Genomic DNA, 19,502 nt, shown 5'->3' on the forward strand with positions numbered 1-19,502 from the left:
ACCTCGTTTACTTAATTATAACTTTTCTATTCTTTCAATTTCTTTAAAATTTAGATTTCATTAGTTTATAAAGTTCTAGGAATAGTTTATGCTCTAATTGTTTTATTGAGCACAAAATCAGCAATGAATGAAAGAAATTCCGGATACCAAAATTTTTAAATTTCAAAGGGTTATTTTAAACTGGTATAAAGAAAATGGCCGTCATTTTAAATGGCGAAACCCTTCAGCTAGCAATTACCAAAAAATTATAGTAGAAGTCCTTTTACAAAGAACAAAAGCCGAGACAATAGCAAATTTTTTTTCCGATTTTTTAAAATTATATCCATCTTGGAAAAAATTATCCACGGCGTCAGAAAAAGACATTCAATCAGTATTAAGACCCATCGGACTTTATAATCAAAAAGGTTCTCGACTATATAAAATGGCCCAAGAAATGCGATGTAAGAATGGTAGATTCCCAAAATCAAGAGAAGAGGTGGAAAAAATACCTATGATGGGTCAATACATTGCGAATGCTTATGAGTTATTCATACTAAATAAACCTGCTCCCCTACTCGATGTGAATATGGCGAGAGTTCTAGAAAGGTATTTTGGACCTCGTAAACTTGTAGATATTAGATATGACCCATATTTAAAAAAATTATCAATGGATGTTGTCAACCATAAATTTCCCAAAAAAATAAACTGGGCAATTCTAGACCTAGGAGCAATGGTTTGCAAGAAAAAAAATCCTAATTGCCAAATTTGTCCTTTAAAGGAAAATTGCCTCTACTTTAACGACAACATCCTCGAATAAAATTTATGAATTTTCATCATCAAGAATATAATAAGGTATTCCCTTAATTATTTCGTTAATTTGATCACCTTTCGAATCTAAGCTTTTATAAAGGCAGTAATGACATTGAAGAGCTTTTATTTCACTAACTAGAGATTTGCTAATTTCGTTCATACCTAGAGCCTCTAACTCCTTGACTGTGATGTTAGGAACTTTATGAATAAACCAAGTCAATAATGGTTCCATATAATTAGTTGCTGTTTTTCTAAAATGTCTTAAATATTGTGAAGAAAGGATTACGCCAACACCAAATTCTCTTCCTTTCAGTAAAATATCTTGAAGTACCGGTAATTCGTATTCCATTACCAGATTCGCTTCATCAATCAATAAATAACTATCAATTTTTCGTAATTGATGATCGCCTTTTGGTAAATATTTTGATTTTTTAACACCTAACATATAATCCCTATACATATTTAGGAAGATTATCATCACCATTTTTAAATTCTTATCATTACTTGCAAGGTTTCCTAAACTAAGAACAACTGATTGATTGAAAAAATCTTTAAAATCAATAGTTTTTCCAGGATCTGGTTCAAAATACCTATTTAAAGATAATTTGTACATTATGGCGTAAGGAACGTCCTTTTTATCCCCAATAATTTCTTCGTATTTTTCTAAAATATCTTGCAAGGTAGGTGAAACAAAATCATGATAATTATCCGAGTGAGCCTGGTAGCCTCTATCCTCAAATGCTCCCAGAACAGCGTTCAAAATATTATGTTCTTGGTTGCCACCTATCCCACCAAAAATCTTCTTTAAAATATCTATAAAAAATTCTGCTTTAGAAACTGCTGGGTTTCCATCTTGCGAATTCTTAATATCAAAAAGGTTTATTGGCAAATTAACTGGTTGTACAACTTTAGCATTAATATTTTTTATAAAATTTTGGTCACTTTTTTTGTCACCACTGCCATCATAGTCTCTTTTGGTATCCATTATTAAAAATTTAGGTGCCTTGCCTCTATTTTTTTCTGGATACCTTGAAATATTATAGATTAATGCCTTTAACAATTGAGTTTTCCCTGTGCCTAAATCACCAACGACACCAATATTTAGTTGGTTCAAATTAGTGTTACTAGGATAATAAATGTAATCCAAGTTTTCAAACACACCCTCTTGACGGCCTACCATGAACTTAATGCCAACATTATTAAATCCATTTGATCCCTCAGTTTGTTTATTTTTTATTTCAAGATCTTTTTCTAATGGTTCTTGATTAGAATTAATTTCATTCTCGTTTTGACTGTCTTTTACGATTAATTCTTCAGACTCCTCTGCAACTTCAGCCTTTAATTCGTTATTGGTTATTAATTCTCTAGTTTCGGCATTGCATTCGCAAATTAAATCCCAGTTTTTAATTTTTAAACTTAATTTTTTGAAATCATCTAGATTCTGTTTAATCAGAAGATTCTTTGCGTCTTCAAAACTTAATAATAAAGTATCTTCGATTGTTTTGGAGGATACCTTAACCAGTTTTGTAATAGAATAGTTAGAAAGCACTATTACTCTACCCTGTTTATCGACTTTTATAGTGTGAGGATTATTTAAAGAATTTAATAGTGAATTTTCGATTTGGGCCCATTCTAGTTTGTCGTCATCATTTTCCATTTTTTTACTATAAATAGAAAAAGCGAATGATATCATATCAGTTAAAAGCCTAATTCTTGTTAAATCCCATAAAGTAGATTCACGACTCACTTCTAACAACTTTTCATAAAATAGATGAAAATTTTGACATTGAAAATGGGCAGTCTTTAGGTCTTTTTGATTCATCCTTTGAGACCTATATTTTACCTCTATAGGTGTAATCTTTGCACAATCTATTTTTCCCTTTTTAAATTGAAAACTTAAGCTTAAAAGGTCAGGTCTTAATTTATCAATTTTTAATCTCTGAGATAAAGTATTTAATTGGCTTGTATATGGATCTACCGGAATTAAAATATTATAAGAGTCAGATTTTTTAAAGGGTAAAAACTCGAAATCTCCCTCTTGTGAGTTCAGGTTTTGAAGCAATCTCATAGCTACTAACATTCCAATCTCTCCATTAGCACTTGTACCACCGGAGGCTAAAGATTTTAATGTTGGAATTCCTCTGCCTGATATTTCTTGGAGAAGTTCTGATGTTAACTCAGCACTTATTCTTTCCATATTGGGCATAGCTTCTAAACTTTTTTTCACGGCATCTGAAACAGTTTTTGAATTTTTAGCTAATAAATAAAATCCATTCTGGGCAGAATGTTTGGAAGAATAAGATGGTAGGTCGTAATCCCAAATATATGTTTCTCCATGTGAGCTGAAAAATGCTGATGGATCCACAACATTAGAGGAGATGGCACAATAATCTGAAATATTTAATTGTTCTTCTATAAACCTAAGTTTAGGAGTTGAACTTAAATGACCTCCTTGTAAATCGCTGGATTTACTTTCAATTTTATTAATTAAATTAATAAGTCTTTTTGAAAGAGCATTGGTTTCATTTATTGGATTTGATTCAATAAAACTTCGCGATTCAATAAAGTTTAAATCACCTGAAGAACTGATAGAAGAATGACGTATTCTTTGGCGACATACACCTCCTTTGAAAATTACTGAGGATGGTTTTGAATTTAGCAAAATTGGACTAAGGTTAGATAAATGACTTACAATTGATATATCAGAAAGTCTTTCCATATTTTGCTTATTATTATACCAAGTAAGAGTATAGCCGGAATCAATGGTAGTATCGAGTAATTCCTCTGATGAAGGCTGAAGGTTCCAAGGCCTAGTATCATTAATCCTTAATTCCCTGCCACCACTTGAGAACCATATATCCTTTTCATTCCTCCCATTTAATTTACTAGGATTACCAAGATTTTGATGCACCCAGTTTTCAACTCCCTCATTAAAAAGTTGAGTTTCTGTTGATTCACTGTGAACGTTAACCTTGATCTTGTTTTGAGCAGATTTTATTTTGAAAATATCGCTCAGGGTTCTCTCTACTTGGGAAGAAGTAAGTCCGCCTACCAATCCTTGAACTTCAGCCCCTAACTCATCATTAAATATACCTGCTAATTTTGACGATTGTAAATCTTTTAGAAGGCTTCCTCTCCATAGAATATTCCAGTAATCACTATCATTATCAACTGATAAAAAGACATCCTGTTGACTTTGTCCATGAGGACGAAAAACGGATAATACGTAACAATCGGGGAATTTTGGTGATTCTAATATTCCTGCGGCAGGACATGGAATTTTCTTTTTAAGACTTTCGTACATATAGTTTTGACTTTGGAAAAGCCAAGCAATGCGAACCGGGTGAAAAGGTGTCAACATTATTGCATAAGGTTCACTATCAATTACACCATCAGAAACATCACATATTGCTACAACCTCGAACCAGGAAGCAAGCTTAGGGAATTCATTATGCCATTTTTCATATTCATCTAAATATTTTTCAATAAGTTTTTCTAACTTCCCTTTAATATTATTCTGGAATAATTCGCATTGTTCAATTAGGCTATTAAATTCATGATCGTCCTCGCCATGCCGTTTTACAGTGATAGCTATGATCTCTTCCCTAATTTTTAATAATTCCTCGGGAGGATTAAATTCTTTCTTAGGAGGTCTGCAGTCATTAATTAACTGGCCATTCGTGATTAAATTATTTGATGATAATTTTTTTACAGAAACCTTGTTAAGATCTGAACCGAGAATAACTGGGTAAAATTTATTATCCCTTTTTGATAGGGAATTCTGGATTTTATCCAGAATATTCCATTTCGGCGGGTTTACAAACAAATTGGTCAAAATGCCTTTAGAAGACCTGTTTTGATATAACAATTTTTGAAAAACGTTATCCACACCTCTCGGATCAGATTCCTTTACATTTACCAGCAATTCTATTAAGTGTTCCTTTGAATCTTCAATATTTACAAAGTAGAATTTTAGTTTGCTTTCAGTACTTAATAATTCGAAATTCAATACTCCTTTTCCTTCCTCAATATTGACTGGTAATGAAGTTTCTGAGGCATCGTCTTCTAAATCACTAATTGTAATTTTCTCAAATTCTAATTTAGAATTTGAAAAATAAAATTCAATTTCTTGGTTTCCAGAATTACTTACCGTAACATTTGTTCTCCACCCTCCATTTTTCCTCCTAGATAATTTTTTGACTTTGACTAAGTCAGGAAAATCAAATACAAATCCCGGTTCATAATTTGATAAGGAAATTATTTTTTCGCTAATTTCACTATTTCCTGTATCAAATTTTAACCTGATCGGCGAATTGTGATCTCCCGGTTGAAGGTTGTAATTAGATCTTTTATCTCCCTTTGGAAGTTGGTGTGATCCAATTTTTTTATTTCCTTCAAATACCGATAAATTGATATCACTAGGAAACCCTTTTGTATTATAGAAAATAAACTCTGCTTCATTTAAAACAATAGGAGAAAGGTTATTTTTGCTGTTAGGATAGATTTCATTAGCGATGTTGAGATCAAAATTAGTATTATCATCTTTATTAGCACCTAGAATTTCTAACCAAGTTTTGACGTCTAGTAGGCTCCACCATTTATCACCATCACCATTGCGAGCCAATTCACTATAATAATAGTAAGGGTTTTGACTAAAATCCTGAGGTAAATCACAACTTTTAATAAAATGCGTTTGAAAATCTAGAAGGGCATCTTTTGCTTCCTGTTTAATATCTTGGTCCATCCATTCTGATATAGAGTTTTTAATTCCATAATTTTCGAAGGAGTCTGCAATTTTTTTAAATATAAAATCACATTTATCATTTCGAAAAACTTCGGTATTTGGATCGCTAATTAAACCAAATATTGACCTTAATTTTTGCATTGTGAGATTTCCCCTAATCGAGCTAATGTACTGGATTAGTTTCCATTGATCAGAATGATCTTCTTTAGAAAAGTTACCTGAATTAAATCGGTTAAAAATAAATGAAATGTCATTCAAACACTTTTTCATTAAGCTCCCATTCTTGATGGAACGAATTAATAGTGACTCTACCATTGGGTGTGCGCCCCAATCTTCCTCATCAGTTTTTTCCGAAATTCCAAAAGGTTCAAAACTTGTAATATTGGATTTATCCAATGAAGATCCTTCTGATAGAATTATAATTATTTCCTGAATATGCACACTATTTCTAAAATTAAGAACATAATCTTTTCCACAAGTCCCAGCTATTTTCGTATCTCGGGGTTTTTTGCCTTCTGGAATGTGTTTATCGAATAGAAATATAGGTACAATCCTGTCGTTAACTTGCATAGGGTTGTCCTCATTAATAAAAGAAATGAAATCCTTTGCTATTGTATAAGGTAATCCTTTTAATAATAACCGGTTAGTTCCCTCAGATTTTTCTAAAAGCTTTGAAGCTTCCGATTCGATATAATTTTTTAAATTTTCATGGAAAATATTCATAGATAATAATTTAGAATGGGTTAATAATTACCATCCCTCCTTCTGCATCTGGAGAATCTTGTACTACCTGCAAAGTTTGTAAAGTTTGCATTAAATTGCTTTGTTCTAATTCGGTTTGAGACATAGATATCCCATAATTTCCAAGGTGGTCTAATAAATCAAGAATTGTTCTGTTTTCACCGCTTTTATAACTGCAGCAATATACCATTGATAGTATAGATACAGGACCCAATTCTAAAATCCATGGGGAATTGTACCGGTTCCCCTTCCTCTGGAGCCAATAGGATTGGTCATAATTTTTCTTATGAGATTCGGCTGTCTGTTTCTGTCCTAAAGAATGACGAATAAATTCAAACAAATTTTTTGTTCTGCCATCTTTACAAGAAATAATTCTCGGATTTGCTTCATAAATGTTGTGAATCTCTAATAAGATATCATCCTTCCAATCCCCAGTGCGAATTTTTTTATTTAACTTCTCTCCTAAACGATAAAGATCTCTAATAGAACCTAATTTTACCTTTACCCCTTCATCATCAAATTTTTTTAATATATAGTTAATGCCAACTTGTGCTCTAACATAAAACTGCATCTCTTTTTGAATTATTTCTGTTGCTTTTTCTTCGATTTTCCAGAACTTAAGAGAATCTGTTTTAAATTTATTTAGAAGCTCATTTTCGGATATTTCTTTTTGATCATTTATTTGAGCCCTTAGGTACTCCCATGCCACAGTATTTAGCCTACAAATCCAAAGAACGTGAGAAGCTCCCCCTATCCTAAGGCATGATTCTAAAATAGCTAACCATTGTCTCCTACTCAATTTTGATTTTAAATCTAAAATTTTATTTAAATCCTTAAAAAATCTAGCTGCTGGCGAAGTTTCCTTCACCTCCTCTTCTAAATGTTCTAAAGAATTCGGTAATGAAAGTTGATTTATATCCCATTCAATCTGCTCAGGTCTACGATTATAAAAATGTTTAGTAACTAACCTTGCAAATATATCTTCTTCTTCAATTTCAAAATTACTTGATAGTGCGACAAAAAGCTTCTCCCACAGTTCATCAGCATCTTTTTGAGAGCCGCTGCCTTGAATTACTAATCGTTCTAATAGGTTTCCTGGGTTCCATGGATTATTTCCTTCTCTGGCTGAATTGGAATATAAAGCACAATCCGGCACATAGGGATATAATGTGGGATTAATTCTTTTTTGTCTAGGCATTTTAGGAGATGCAAGCGAGGATAAAATTAACTTTTTCCAATCTTGAAGATCCAGTATATCATCTTTCTCTGGTGATTCTGAGTTCTTCTCCTTATCAAAGAATATTTCTCCATATTCATTTACTTTATCTTCTGGAAATCTTTTTTTGTTCAATTTCCATCCTACATGGCGGTATAAAGCCGCAAGAGAAACCTCTCCATTACTGTATTCAGGACTAAAACCTAAGTTGAATATTGAATCAGAATAAATCTCTGTATCTTTAGGAATACCATTAATTTTCATTATTCATATGTTTGTTTTGTAATTTCAAATTCCTTCCTAGGATCATCTACCCGATAATAGAATGAAGAATCTCCTATTTGTATTTTCGCATTTCTCAAAATATTTAAACCTCCTCGAACCGTTATACCGGTAAGTCGAGATTTAATATTGTCTAACATTGCCAACACTTCGGTTGGAAGGGAGGAAGCTCTAACACCCTCCTTTAATTGCGCCAATGCCTTATATAATTGATAAGTGAGAGGAACTGGAATGTCTTTTGTAGCAAAAACTATTTTAAATACTGCAATATTATTCCTAGGCACATCATCCACATCATTAATGACATACTCATGATCCAATGTTACCCTTCCAACTATGAGTTTAACTTGGGAATCTATGGATAATGATGGTTGCGAAATTGAAGAGTTCAACACTAAGGATAAGTCATCTTTACCTTGGATTAAGGAATCAAATAAATTTTTGGCTTCCTTTAATTGCTGCTTACTCTTATCAATTTGTGGATTCAATTGTCTATATTCTCGTAAATAAATTTCATCCTTAGACAATCCTTTGCTAGTGAAGTAAACCCTTTTGAAATACCTTATAGCTATAATCCTAACAATTGATAAAAATCTATCTATTTGCGAATTTGAAGAGTTTATCTCCCTTACCTTTTCATCCAATTCCCTTTCTACCTCAATCAATTGGTTGAAAAGCTCATTTTCTAGAGGATTCAAATATTCTTTTATTTGATCGTAACCTGCTCGAACAGAGTACGAAAAGTAAGATTCAATTTTTTTAACGTTCTCAAAAAGCTTATTAAAATCGTCATTAATATTACTTAACTGGCTGGGATTAATGAGCGGAAAAAAGTGGTCATCCAGAAAAGATCCTATAACTGGTTTATTTACATTCATAGACCTGTTGTAAGAAAAATAACCTAGCAGAGCAGAAGCATATTCTGAATGATGTAAAATTTGATTTATATCTCTATTCTTTTTAGATCGCACAAATGAGTGAAAACTTGGCCATTTACTGTAAAGCTTGGCATGGTAAAGATGATCAGAAAGTTTCCATACAGTTTTAATCCTTTGATCTACCATGGGTTTGTTAAGGACTTTTATATTTCGATCAACCCATTTACACGGGTCCTGATTGGCAAATTCTTTTCTAGACCCAACAATTAAATATGGAATCAATGCATATAAATCCCTAAAGGTCCACCGTTTGTTAGAAATTAATTCAAAATCCCGTAAAACTCTTAAAAGACCATCAAGATTTTCGGTCTTACTTAAATTTTTTCTATTCTGGTAGAAAGGACAGTAGTCTTTATTGACAGTACAAACTTTACATTTCCATTTATCTTTATTCAATGCAGCCTGAAAAATTTTTTCAGCAGGGCTTTTAAATTTATCATTTGCTTCAACAAGACTTTCAACATCCATCGGCCAAACACCAATTTGGTCTTTCAATTTTCCTTTTATTGTTAAAGGCCATAACGATTTTGGATCCAAATAATCAGTTAGACCAGTAATTACTGTCTTTAATATTTTGTAGATTTCAGTGTTATTCTTCTCAGCTAATCTAATGGTATCAGCTAAAATTCCTCGATTAATACATGCTATATATAGCATATTTTCATTAATCGCTTCCTCAAAATCATTAATAAGACTTTGCTCACTTGAAACATTTCCTTCACCCGGTGTAGCATCTTGAACCACCTTTAATCTTTTGTATGGAAGATCTTTAATATTCAAATCTACAGTAATTGACCTTGGTGGGGTGATTCCTGCATCCCTATTATTATGAGCTATTTCAATGAAATAATCTGTCTTAAACTCTTTATCAAATTCTTGAACAAGGTATTCCAAGGAATCAGTTTTTCCGTTGCCTGGTCCACCAACCAGAAGAATAATCCGAGGAGAATGGTTAGGTATTTCCTTAATCCAATTATCAATTTTATAGGTAAGAGAAGTCTGTATATGTTCCCCAGTTGGCCTTCCGGAATTAACGTCAAAAGGTTTTTTCACACCTCCACTCCCAGAACCAGCCCAATCAAGTAAAGCTGACGGATATAACATTTGTTGATTTTTTTTAGTGTCTTTAAAATCTAAGTTCGCAGTATTAACAGTTTCCTTTAAAATGTAATCCCCTTCCTCTTCTAACCAAATCTTCCTACACAACTTATTCATATTTCCATGTGAATATTCCCCTCCCCTGTCTAAATTCCTGTACATTAGAGTTTGGGCCTCAGTTGACCTAACGGTTCTACCTAACCTTTTAGCTATTTCTTTAATTAGAGGATTTCTTTCATGTAGCCCTTCCCCGTTTAGCTTTTTATATAGATAATAAACTTCACGTAGCTCGTCCTCACTCCATTTTTTTCCTGACTTTTTATTTTTTTCTCCACCTGGAATTCTGCTCATAAAACAATAATTTAATCTAGAATTTTATTCACCCAAGTTCCAATTGTTTTACCAAGCAATGGGGGTACAGCATTACCAACTTGCGTGTATTGAGGTACTTCTGTTTTTCTATTCCCCCCCCAGTTGTGACCTTCGCTCTAAATACAAAATCATCAGGAAAAGATTGGATTCTTGCCATTTCTCTTACTGTCAAGACCCTAGGTTGTTTATCCGAATAATGACAAATGTCATCTGGAATTGTAACTTGTGCGGGTGCAGGCTCATCCTCTTTAATAGCTCGTTGAGAATGCTTTTTCGACCTGATCATTTCAATGGAAGATTTGAGGTTAGCAGATGAGGAGAAATCAATTACTTCTCTTAATCTTGTGCTTTTGGCAAGCTCTAACCTAGCTTTTTCGAGATCTTCCTCTGAAACTTCTTTTCCTCTCAAACAAGATTCAAATATTGTTCTACTTTTTGCATCGTTTAACTTTTTTATTTCTTGAAGAAAAGTAAAACGCTTCACAATTTTTGAAGAATGTTTCCTGAGCTCATGGTTGTACAATCCCTTTACGTGGGTTTGCGGATGTCTTAGAACTTTAGATAAGCTCCTTGAAAGAAAATTTGAGTATTCAGATCCTTCTGATGATTTAATTAATAGCTCCTTATTCTTAGTTTCTCTTATACCTGCATTATTAGAGAGATCCTCGATTGCTGCTTTTACACTAACCTCCCTTGAGTTCATTTCAGGAAAAAGGTTATGGCTGTTAAATATTTCCTTTAATGGAAGATTCCTATTTTTCGCAAAGTCATTTTTAATTACATCTATGTGAACTGCCGGATCATGACCATTATAATTTGAAATAAACTCCCGATCCTTTTCTGCAAAAATAAAGGCATGCTCAAAAACTCTTTTTATTTCTGAATTTAAATTATCACTGAGTTTAGATAGAGTTCTTTTTTTTAATGACTTGTGGATACCCAGCATTATAAACCTAGGCCGGTTTTGAGGTATCTTAAAGTTCCTCGCATTAATCAAAAAGCACAATGGAGCATAACCAATAGAAGCAAAAGCTTTCGCAATTTCTAACCATGGTTCCTTAGTTCCTCCTTCACTTTTAAAAGGTCGTAAGATACCTTCCACGTTTTCTAGAATTACGGTTTTTGGTTTTATCAATTCAACAAAATCAACAAAGGCATAAGGCAAACGATTTTTTGGATCTCTTTCCGTTCTCCTTCCGGCCATACTGAAACCCTGGCAAGGCGGACCTCCGGAAACCAAATCTATATTCTTAAATCTTTTCGATAATTTAGGGTTTTGCCTAAGAGTATCAACTAAGCGAACAACATCACCAATGACTAATTTTTTACCTTTCCATTCATCGATATTGATAGAGTGAAGATCGTTAACGTTACATACTTTACTTTCAGTACCATCCTTCTTTTGAGTTATATTTTCACCTAATATATTATAGGCAAAAGTTTCTCCAGCCATTGGACTAATCTCGTTTGCTAAATCTAATTTCCAGCCTGCTGATTCAAGGCCTAAACTTAAACCGCCACAACCAGCAAATAGTTCAATATATTTCCTATCCACTGATAAATTATTTTTTGACATTGAGTTTTTGAATTTAAAGTAACTCGCCTAGCTTATAAGCGAATATCATGTAGGGTAATAAATAGACCAAATTTATCTTACAATCCTATTATTCCAGCATAATAATTCTAGAATGAGGGCGAATTAGTATAAGTTCCAATGGCCTTGCCAGAAGTAAATATAGAAAAATCTTAGTGTAATGTTAAAGAAAAATCCCTATGAAAATATAAAGTTCCTAATTGTATGATTATCAGTATAGTTTAAAACCGTAATGATGGAAAATAAAAAATCAACAGAAAACTTAACCGTGAAAGACATCTATGAATTGATATGGTCCAAACCTATTAACCAATTAATTCAGGAGTTAGGATGTTCATATAATGAATTAAAAAAGATTTGCGAAGAATACAATATACCTACTCCAAAGAATGGTCATTGGATAAAGCTTAAATTTGGGAAGTCTTCTCCCCAAATTTCATTGCCACAAGGGGATCATGAGAGAAAGGTATTTGGTGAAAATGCCTCCGCTCTTCCAAATGAAAATAGTGCCTCCTACAAGTATCATTCAATCAAGAAAGAATTATTAAAAGATAAAAATTTATCTCTGGTTGTTCCTGACAGACTAGCGAATCCAGATCCAATAATAAAACATCAAAGAAAATTGTTACGGGTAAATTAGAACCTTTACATGAGAAATTTAAAAAGAGTGATTCTAAAGGGATAGAGTATTTCGTACCTGAAGTTTCTAAAGAGTTACTACCTCGAGCCTTCCGTATTTTAAATACTATTTTCAAAGCTTTGAGAAAACGTGGCCATAAACTAGACTTTAAGGGTGATAAATCAGAAGTAGTGATTGATGGAATGGAACTCACCATAAGGCTTAGAGAAAAAAATAAAAGAGTTCCAGATGAAACTATTGGTCATTATACCTTTACCAAATTAGTACCAACCGGGATTTTAATTTTCCAGGTATACCGGAGTCTTCATGATAAGTCATGGTATGGGTCTGCCACCAAACCACTTGAAGATAAAATTTTAACCATTCTTGCGGGTTTAGAACTATTCGCAAAAAATGAAAAAGAATACCAGGCCAGGCTGGAAAAAAGTTGGGCCGAACAAAGAATTAGAGAGGATAAAGAAAAAAAGATTAAAGCTAAAAGGGACGCTGAACTTAGTAAGCTAAAGAAATTAATAGATCAATCTGAACAATGGCACCGGGTTCAATAATTTCGAGCTTATATAGATCATCTTGAAGAACTAAATTTAATTGAATATTCAGAAGAACGAGTCCAATTAATTAGCTGGGCCCGCGAAAAAGCAGATTGGATGGATCCGTCAATTAATAGAAAAGACCAAATACTTGCAAAAATGGATCCGTTTAAGGTTTGGAAGGGTTTGGAATTATAAACCATCACTTTTCTAAATAGATATGAATTACCTATTTTTAGGTCAAAAAATCCATTTAAATTACGTAGCTTTTATTCAAGACGGCTCAAAGTTTTGAATAACGATTAGTATTTTGTATCGCGGCTGGCTTTAGGAGACCATGCACCATATACCTTATTGTTTGCAGTATTTGTACTATACTTGATTTGCTATATCTTCTATAGTGATGAGTCCTAATAATTTTTCATTTTTCTTACCAGAATGAGTAATAAAAATTACATCTAAATTCCTTTCTTTATTATTTATTTGATCTATAAACATTTGATAAGCCTCATAAATTGATGTTGATCTAGAAACGAATCTATAATTTTCATTAAATTCAATTTCGGGAATTAAATCCTTTATCTTTACTTTCTCTGTCATTATAGTTCCATCTTCTTCCAATTGGCTTGAAAGCCATATTGAAATAGTATTATTGTTAATTAATTCTATTACTTCCTTATTTTCATCAAATACTGGAAATTGAGAAAAAGAGTTCTTTTTCATTTGGATCAATATATCATTTACAAAATCCTCTTCTTGTGCGCCTAAAACTTCAAATTGAAATAAAGGAATAACCTTTTTAGGGTTTGTTATTTTTTCAAATAATTCCTCAATTCTTTTTACTGTACTCTCATATGGCTCTGCTATTGGTTTATTTCCATATCTAGGATTATGAACAATCGCATTTCTCAATTCACCAAGAGATATTAACTCATCTCCATAACGTTGGACAACCTGGTTTTTTGAATTTTTAATCTTTTGAGAAAATGTGACGTAAGACCCAGAATTCTCAGATTCTCTTAGAAACTTATCTATCTTATTATAAGTGTCAATAAATTTTTCTGCTTTATCCATACTTGATTAAATATTGCACACAACGGCTGCGATTATCGCCAGTGAGCGGAAATTAGCACGCGGAGTAGTCGGCTTATTTTTTTGTTGTTTGGAGTTCTAAGTTATTGTTTTTCCTTGAAAACCGCATATTGGCCTCGTTAATCGCTGTTAGCTGTAGTTTAATATGTACTCTTTGTATTTCTTATTACTATAACAACATCAGATTTTCTTTCTGACTCAATTTTATCAATTTGATCAGTAGTTTGTTGCGAGTTCAGATCTATCGCTTTACCAAAAAAAGCTTCTACATTTTCTTGGTTTATTATTTCATAATCTTCCAACTCTTTTATGATTTCTTCATAATCGTATGATTTTATATTATTTCGCCTACTATTTTTACAACAAACAAGCTGAGATAATGGCGAGGCTAAATTTGGGTGAAAATGATTAAAAGTCCAATTTATCTTATGAGGTATAACGGTTTGAATGTCATCAATTTCTACATAACTTAAGCCAAACTGGTCTTCATCAAATGCTGTGTTACACTTATTGTTTCCAGAGTGAGTGTAGTTCAAAACTCCATTGTAAAATAGATAATAGACATAACATTGCTTGTAAACTCCATAGTTTACAAGTTTTTGATATTGATATATACCGTTTTTGTTTCTATCTAAGTCACTATATTCTTGACCAGTTTTCAATAATTTTGCTTGAAATGCGTAAAGAAGAAAGTCATTTACACCTCTTTCTATATAAATATCAATATCACTTCCCCATCTTTTTTCCATTCCTGGTTCTTTAGCAAAAATTGAATAGTTTAAAGACGTTGCGTGTCCCAAAATAGTTGAAACCAATTTTTTTGTGTAATATATTTCAGAAGAATTTTGGCCAGTAGAATGAAATGAAATAATGTCTTCCCAAAATTGTTTTGAAACATCTTTTATTAATTGGCAGCGGTTAGTGTTTCGATGTAGAAGGTTACTCATTTTTAAGGGAATTGTTCATGGTTTAATTTTATTAGAAATTTAATATTAAATTACAGCTAACGGTCCCGGTTTACGACAAGTGGCGCGGAATTATGAATGCGAATTTGTCGGCTTACGGTTTGGTTTATTATAGAAACTAATTTAGTTCTTTTTTGTAAAACCCGCCATTTGCGGTACACGTTGTTGGCAACTGGCAAATTTCACCTTACTTATGTATAGAAACTAAAACCTTTTCAATTTTTAATTTTTGCCAAGTCCCATTCCTAAAATCTGGTCTAGATCTTATATTTCCAAGTAGGTGAGAATCTTCACTAAATCTATTTGCATTCCAAACTTTCTCTTTTATTCTTCCATCTTTGTAAAAGGTAGTTATATAAGCTGTTTTTGTTATCAGCAATTTTTCTTTGAATTCTTTTTCCGATGGAGGATTTAATTCAATCGGCAAAATATCATTTGAGTAATTCACCTTGTTAGAAGTGTAATTTTGAAAAGTCTTCTCAGGAATTGTCTCATTATTTATTTCGGAAATATTTAATTTGAAATTCTCTATTACATTTGAAACCAAATTAATATCATACTCTGTAGATAGTTTTTTTATAACTAAATCCCAGATGCTCTCTTTAAATTCCTTTGATAATATTTCTTTTTTTATTTCTTTCTCAGTCTCACGTTCGTTAATCCTTTTATAGGATTTCTGTGCAAATTTGACCAGTTGATTCTTATCAAATGAACTTTTTGAAAATAATTCTATGAACTTTTTTCCTTTTTCATTTTCACGTTTAAATTCAATGTTTTCAATTAATGTTGCATTTTCCTTATTATTCAAATGTCCGTCGTAAAATATTTGAATTTGAGGTCCAATTAGAATTCCGAAATCTAACTTAAACTGCCGCATATATGTCGATAGTTGAGTTTGGTTTTGGCTACTTAAAGGTACTTTTGGTCTTTTGATTTCTACAACAAATAATTTTTCTCCCGTTTCATTTGATTTAACTACAAAATCAGGTCTCAAGCTATTTTTCGTCGATCCCAATTGGTAATTTGGTCTAATTTCAAAATCTCCAGAGAATTCATCCCAACCTAAAATTTCTAATCCTTTCTCAACAATGGGTTCAAATTCATTTTCAGGAATATCAGTTTGAATTTTTTCTGAAAGGTAGTAGCAGAGTTTATTCCAATTTTCCATCATTTCGTTTTAAGTTGAGTTTTCATTTTGCTTGTTGCCAACGGTCTCCTTTACTTTGTTTACTATCTTAAGAGAGAAACTAAGGGGAGAACCATAACGGTCTCTAGTAAAGTCCTATTAAGCGTAAGAGTCCCCTTAGCTTCTACTAACTGTTGCGAAGAACTAATTGGAATACCAGGTCTTGTAGGCCCCGTTAAAGGAGATAGTTAACGCAACTCAATAATTAATCGATTTTAAAGATATGAAAAATTACGAGTTAGCGGTAGGGATTGATGTGTCCAAAAAAACCTTAGATGTTTTTATTCATAACCATAGTAAACATCGGGTATTTGATAACAATAGATCAGGTTATTTCTCGCTTGTGAAATGGGTGAGTCAATTTTCAGAAACAGAAAATGATATTTTATACTGTTTTGAGCATACTGGAAATTACTCCTTAAAGCTGGCCATCTTCATGCAGGCTAACGGTCTGGATTATGTACAGGAGAATCCCATAGTTATTAAAAGATCTTCCGGACTGGTTCGCACGAAGACAGATCGCGTGGATGCCCAAATGATCGCCAGGTATGCCTGGTTGCACAGGGAAGAGTTAGAATGCAGCAGTATTCGTGATGAAGCTTTATTAGAACTGGGAAGGTTATTAAGTCTAAGAGATCAGCTAGTGCGAAATCGCACGGGTCTTATGGGAACCTTAGAAGAGCTTACGGGGCTTTTATCCAGCCCCTCTACAGATGTTAGCTGTAAAAGTTTAAAGCACACCATAGCTTACCTGAGTAAACAGATCCTGAAACTGGAGAAGCAGATCGACCAGCTCTTAAAAAGAGAAGAACGTTTGGGAATGAATTACAAATTACTCACCAGTTTAAAAGGAGTAGGAAGGATCCTGGCCTGTCAGTTAATTTATCACACCTGTAACTTTGAGCGCTTCAGCAGCTGGCGACAGTTTTCGAGTTATTGTGGTACAGCGCCTTTTGAACATAGTTCAGGCACCAGTGTCTTTAGACGAGCAAAAGGGCATCCTATGAGTGACCGCAAGATGAAAAGTCTGCTGAGTATGGCCAGTGTCTCAGCCATTCAGCATGATGGTGAATTACGAGAATATTACCAACGAAAGGTAGCAGAAGGAAAACCGAAGATGGTTGCATTAAATAATGTCCGAAATAAACTGTTATCCAGGGTATTTGCAGTAATCAAACGAGGAACACCATACGTGGATTTGTGTAAATATGCAGCTTAAAATTTAAAGTAAAATAGCTTGGATTTGATCTTGGAATACGGTTAACACAAGTTGCGGGAGTAGGGACGCGGACTTGTCGGCTTACCATTTTCTATCTTGGTTTCTAAAATTACACTTTTTCGATTTAACCCGTTATTTGCGATGAAGCGGTGTTGGGTGCTGGCTTTTTGTAAGATTCTAGTACTGCACTGTTTTCAATTTTAGTTTTTAAATATTCCATCAAAGCAATAATATCATCATGAAACTCTATAAATGTATCATAGTCCACCAACTTATGCTCACCATGTGCAATATGGTTTCTTTCATCTACCAAATCATCAACTAGATCTTTCTGACTTTCAAAATAAACATCTTTTAGATCCATTATGAAAAGTATTTCTTCTAAAACATGATATTTTAAATTGGACTTTGTATTGATGACGTTTTTGGTTGGAATATTTGATTGTTTACTTGCTTTATCAAAAATAAAATCAATAATTTGAGTTTTACTTTCTATACTATTTTCTTGAAGGGTGCCTAATTTTTTTTGAAGTGAAAGTGCAACAAATTGATTTTTAAGCTCATCATGTTTGAGACCTTTGTTCGAAACATATTCTAAATAATATGACAAACTAATTTTTACAAATCCTTCCCAATGAGCATATAATAAGGGCATTGTGGCTCTTATCATTGCGGTTTGAAGTGGATTTTTAGTATTCGGAATTTTACTTTTTAGAACTGTAAGTTCCTTTCTTCTCCAAGAAAAATCTGCAATAATTTTATCTGTTAACTGATCAAATGTGATTACGTTTTTACCCATTATTTATCAAAATGATCTTTGGTAAATGGAATTATTTTTGGAATTCTTGTTCTTGCGTTAGAACCAGAACCAGTATACCTTTGAAATGTAGCTTCATTATGCAACTCTTGAACCTTTTCTTTAAATATTTCATTATCTGCTGGAAAAGTATATTTACTGTAGTTCTCGGAAAGACCTACTGTAACTGCTTCAAATGCAGATTCTAAAAATTTTCCTTTAAATTTTGTACCATCATACCTTTTAAAGGCGTCTTCACCTAGGACATTATTAATTGCTTCGAAAACATTATTAAATCTACTCTCTATCCCTTGGTAGTCAAATTGCTGATCTTCAAGAATAGTTTCTACGATTTCATCAAAAAAGTCACTAAGTTCTTTTTTTGTTGTGTAATCGTATTCTGTCAATGCAATGAATCTTAATACAAGTTCCATAGGATATTGCTCATCATATAATCGTTCACTTAAAGAGATAGTATTTTTAAAATCTTCATTATTAGACAGTTTTTTAAACCACGTAAAAGTGTCCTTTTTAATCATTATCATTACACTATTCCGAACTTCTTGATCTGATGCATATGAACCACCTGTGTTTAATCTTTGGAACACATCAAATTTTGCATTTGGACCTGAGTCACTCAAGATGATTGAGAGATTCAGTTTAGACCTTTTAATGTGTAATTTTAGTGGACTAGGTAATTCTATATCATCATCGTTTTTTTTCTCCCATACCATTCCTTCCAAGTGGGGTAGATATTTAGTTCCTTCTAAAACTAGTCTATCTTTTTTAGGAACATCTTCTACTTCTGGTAATTCACTCATGAATTGAAGAAGAGTTGATATTCTTTGTAAACCATCTACAACTTCCCATATTCCATCTTCTCTTTGAAATACGAATATCGAAGGAATTGGAATTCCTAAAAGAATAGATTCGATCAATTTTGTTTTCTGAGTATTACTCCATCTGAAGTATCTCTGAAAATCTGGATTAATTAACAATTCGTCATTTTTATGAAGATTAATCAGTTCTCCGATTGACATTGGATAGCTATCGGTTTTAAATTCTGTTTTCTTCTCTTCTATTTCTCTTAATAATCTATCTTGTTTACTCATAATTTATTTTAAAGCTTGCACCCAACGGTCTTGGTTAAGGCAAGTGGCGTGGATTAGGGACACGTTCTTGTCGGCTTTGTTGGTTTTTACTTGATCTCTAAAATAACACTTTTCAACAGAATGCCCGTTATTTGCGATGAACCAATGTTGTTGCGCGTTTTTGGTAACGATTCTTACTTCAAATTTAG

Annotated in this window: 13 protein-coding genes; 4 read left to right on the plus strand and 9 right to left on the minus strand. The window is 32.8% G+C overall.

Annotated features, from left to right (window positions below):
* Nucleotides 1-127 precede the first annotated feature (127 nt).
* Complete coding sequence (locus C7S20_RS16750; protein ID WP_107013546.1) at nucleotides 128-796, plus strand: HhH-GPD family protein; 669 nt, start codon at nucleotides 128-130, stop codon at nucleotides 794-796.
* A gap of 3 nt (nucleotides 797-799) precedes the next feature.
* On the opposite strand, the gene C7S20_RS16755 is transcribed toward C7S20_RS16750, so the two are convergent.
* Genes C7S20_RS16755 through C7S20_RS16770 form a run of 4 tightly spaced genes read right to left on the minus strand, consistent with a single transcriptional unit; the run spans nucleotide 800 to nucleotide 11,756 of the window.
* Nucleotides 800-6,256 carry a hypothetical protein gene (locus C7S20_RS16755; RefSeq protein WP_107013547.1) on the minus strand — a complete coding sequence of 1,819 codons (5,457 nt, stop codon included), beginning with the start codon at nucleotides 6,254-6,256 and terminating at the stop codon, nucleotides 800-802.
* Nucleotides 6,257-6,266: 10 nt separating this feature from the next.
* Nucleotides 6,267-7,754 (minus strand): hypothetical protein, encoded by a 1,488-nt coding sequence (locus C7S20_RS16760; RefSeq protein ID WP_107013548.1) that lies wholly within the window; start codon nucleotides 7,752-7,754, stop codon nucleotides 6,267-6,269.
* Nucleotides 7,754-10,159 carry a hypothetical protein gene (locus C7S20_RS16765; RefSeq protein ID WP_107013549.1) on the minus strand — a complete coding sequence of 802 codons (2,406 nt, stop codon included), beginning with the start codon at nucleotides 10,157-10,159 and terminating at the stop codon, nucleotides 7,754-7,756. Before C7S20_RS16765 ends, C7S20_RS16760 begins: the two co-directional genes overlap by 1 nt.
* A 28-nt stretch (nucleotides 10,160-10,187) precedes the next feature.
* Complete coding sequence (locus C7S20_RS16770; RefSeq protein ID WP_159039965.1) at nucleotides 10,188-11,756, minus strand: DNA cytosine methyltransferase; 1,569 nt, start codon at nucleotides 11,754-11,756, stop codon at nucleotides 10,188-10,190.
* 250 nt (nucleotides 11,757-12,006) lie between these two features.
* On the opposite strand from C7S20_RS16770, the gene C7S20_RS16775 reads away from it, so the two are divergent.
* Both C7S20_RS16775 and C7S20_RS16780 read left to right on the plus strand, forming a co-directional pair.
* On the plus strand, nucleotides 12,007-12,414 hold the full coding sequence (locus C7S20_RS16775) for a hypothetical protein (protein WP_159039966.1): 408 nt from the start codon (nucleotides 12,007-12,009) through the stop codon (nucleotides 12,412-12,414).
* A gap of 119 nt (nucleotides 12,415-12,533) precedes the next feature.
* Nucleotides 12,534-12,962: a hypothetical protein gene (locus C7S20_RS16780; RefSeq protein ID WP_107013551.1), complete on the plus strand. Its 429-nt coding sequence runs from the start codon at nucleotides 12,534-12,536 to the stop codon at nucleotides 12,960-12,962.
* A gap of 354 nt (nucleotides 12,963-13,316) precedes the next feature.
* Here the strand turns inward: C7S20_RS16780 and C7S20_RS16785 are convergent, their stop codons facing one another.
* From C7S20_RS16785 to C7S20_RS16795, 3 genes are all read right to left on the minus strand, one after another.
* Entirely contained in the window at nucleotides 13,317-14,018 is a 702-nt protein-coding gene (locus C7S20_RS16785; protein ID WP_107013552.1) for a CBS domain-containing protein, read from the minus strand.
* Between the two features lie 158 nt (nucleotides 14,019-14,176).
* A complete protein-coding gene (locus C7S20_RS16790) occupies nucleotides 14,177-14,983 on the minus strand; it encodes a hypothetical protein (protein WP_107013553.1) in 807 nt (268 codons plus the stop codon).
* A gap of 205 nt (nucleotides 14,984-15,188) precedes the next feature.
* Entirely contained in the window at nucleotides 15,189-16,172 is a 984-nt protein-coding gene (locus tag C7S20_RS16795) for a type I restriction enzyme HsdR N-terminal domain-containing protein (RefSeq protein ID WP_107013554.1), read from the minus strand.
* Nucleotides 16,173-16,410: 238 nt separating this feature from the next.
* Here C7S20_RS16795 and C7S20_RS16800 point away from each other — a divergent pair, with 238 nt between their 5' ends.
* Entirely contained in the window at nucleotides 16,411-17,406 is a 996-nt protein-coding gene (locus tag C7S20_RS16800) for an IS110 family RNA-guided transposase (RefSeq protein ID WP_107013555.1), read from the plus strand.
* 124 nt (nucleotides 17,407-17,530) lie between these two features.
* On the opposite strand, the gene C7S20_RS16805 is transcribed toward C7S20_RS16800, so the two are convergent.
* Nucleotides 17,531-18,205, minus strand: coding sequence for an MAE_28990/MAE_18760 family HEPN-like nuclease (locus C7S20_RS16805; protein ID WP_107013556.1), 675 nt, complete (start codon nucleotides 18,203-18,205; stop codon nucleotides 17,531-17,533).
* Entirely contained in the window at nucleotides 18,205-19,314 is a 1,110-nt protein-coding gene (locus C7S20_RS16810) for a DUF262 domain-containing protein (RefSeq protein ID WP_107013557.1), read from the minus strand. Before C7S20_RS16810 ends, C7S20_RS16805 begins: the two co-directional genes overlap by 1 nt.
* Between the last annotated feature and the right edge of the window lie 188 nt (nucleotides 19,315-19,502).

The organism is Christiangramia fulva (genome assembly GCF_003024155.1).
GTDB lineage: Bacteria > Bacteroidota > Bacteroidia > Flavobacteriales > Flavobacteriaceae > Christiangramia > Christiangramia fulva.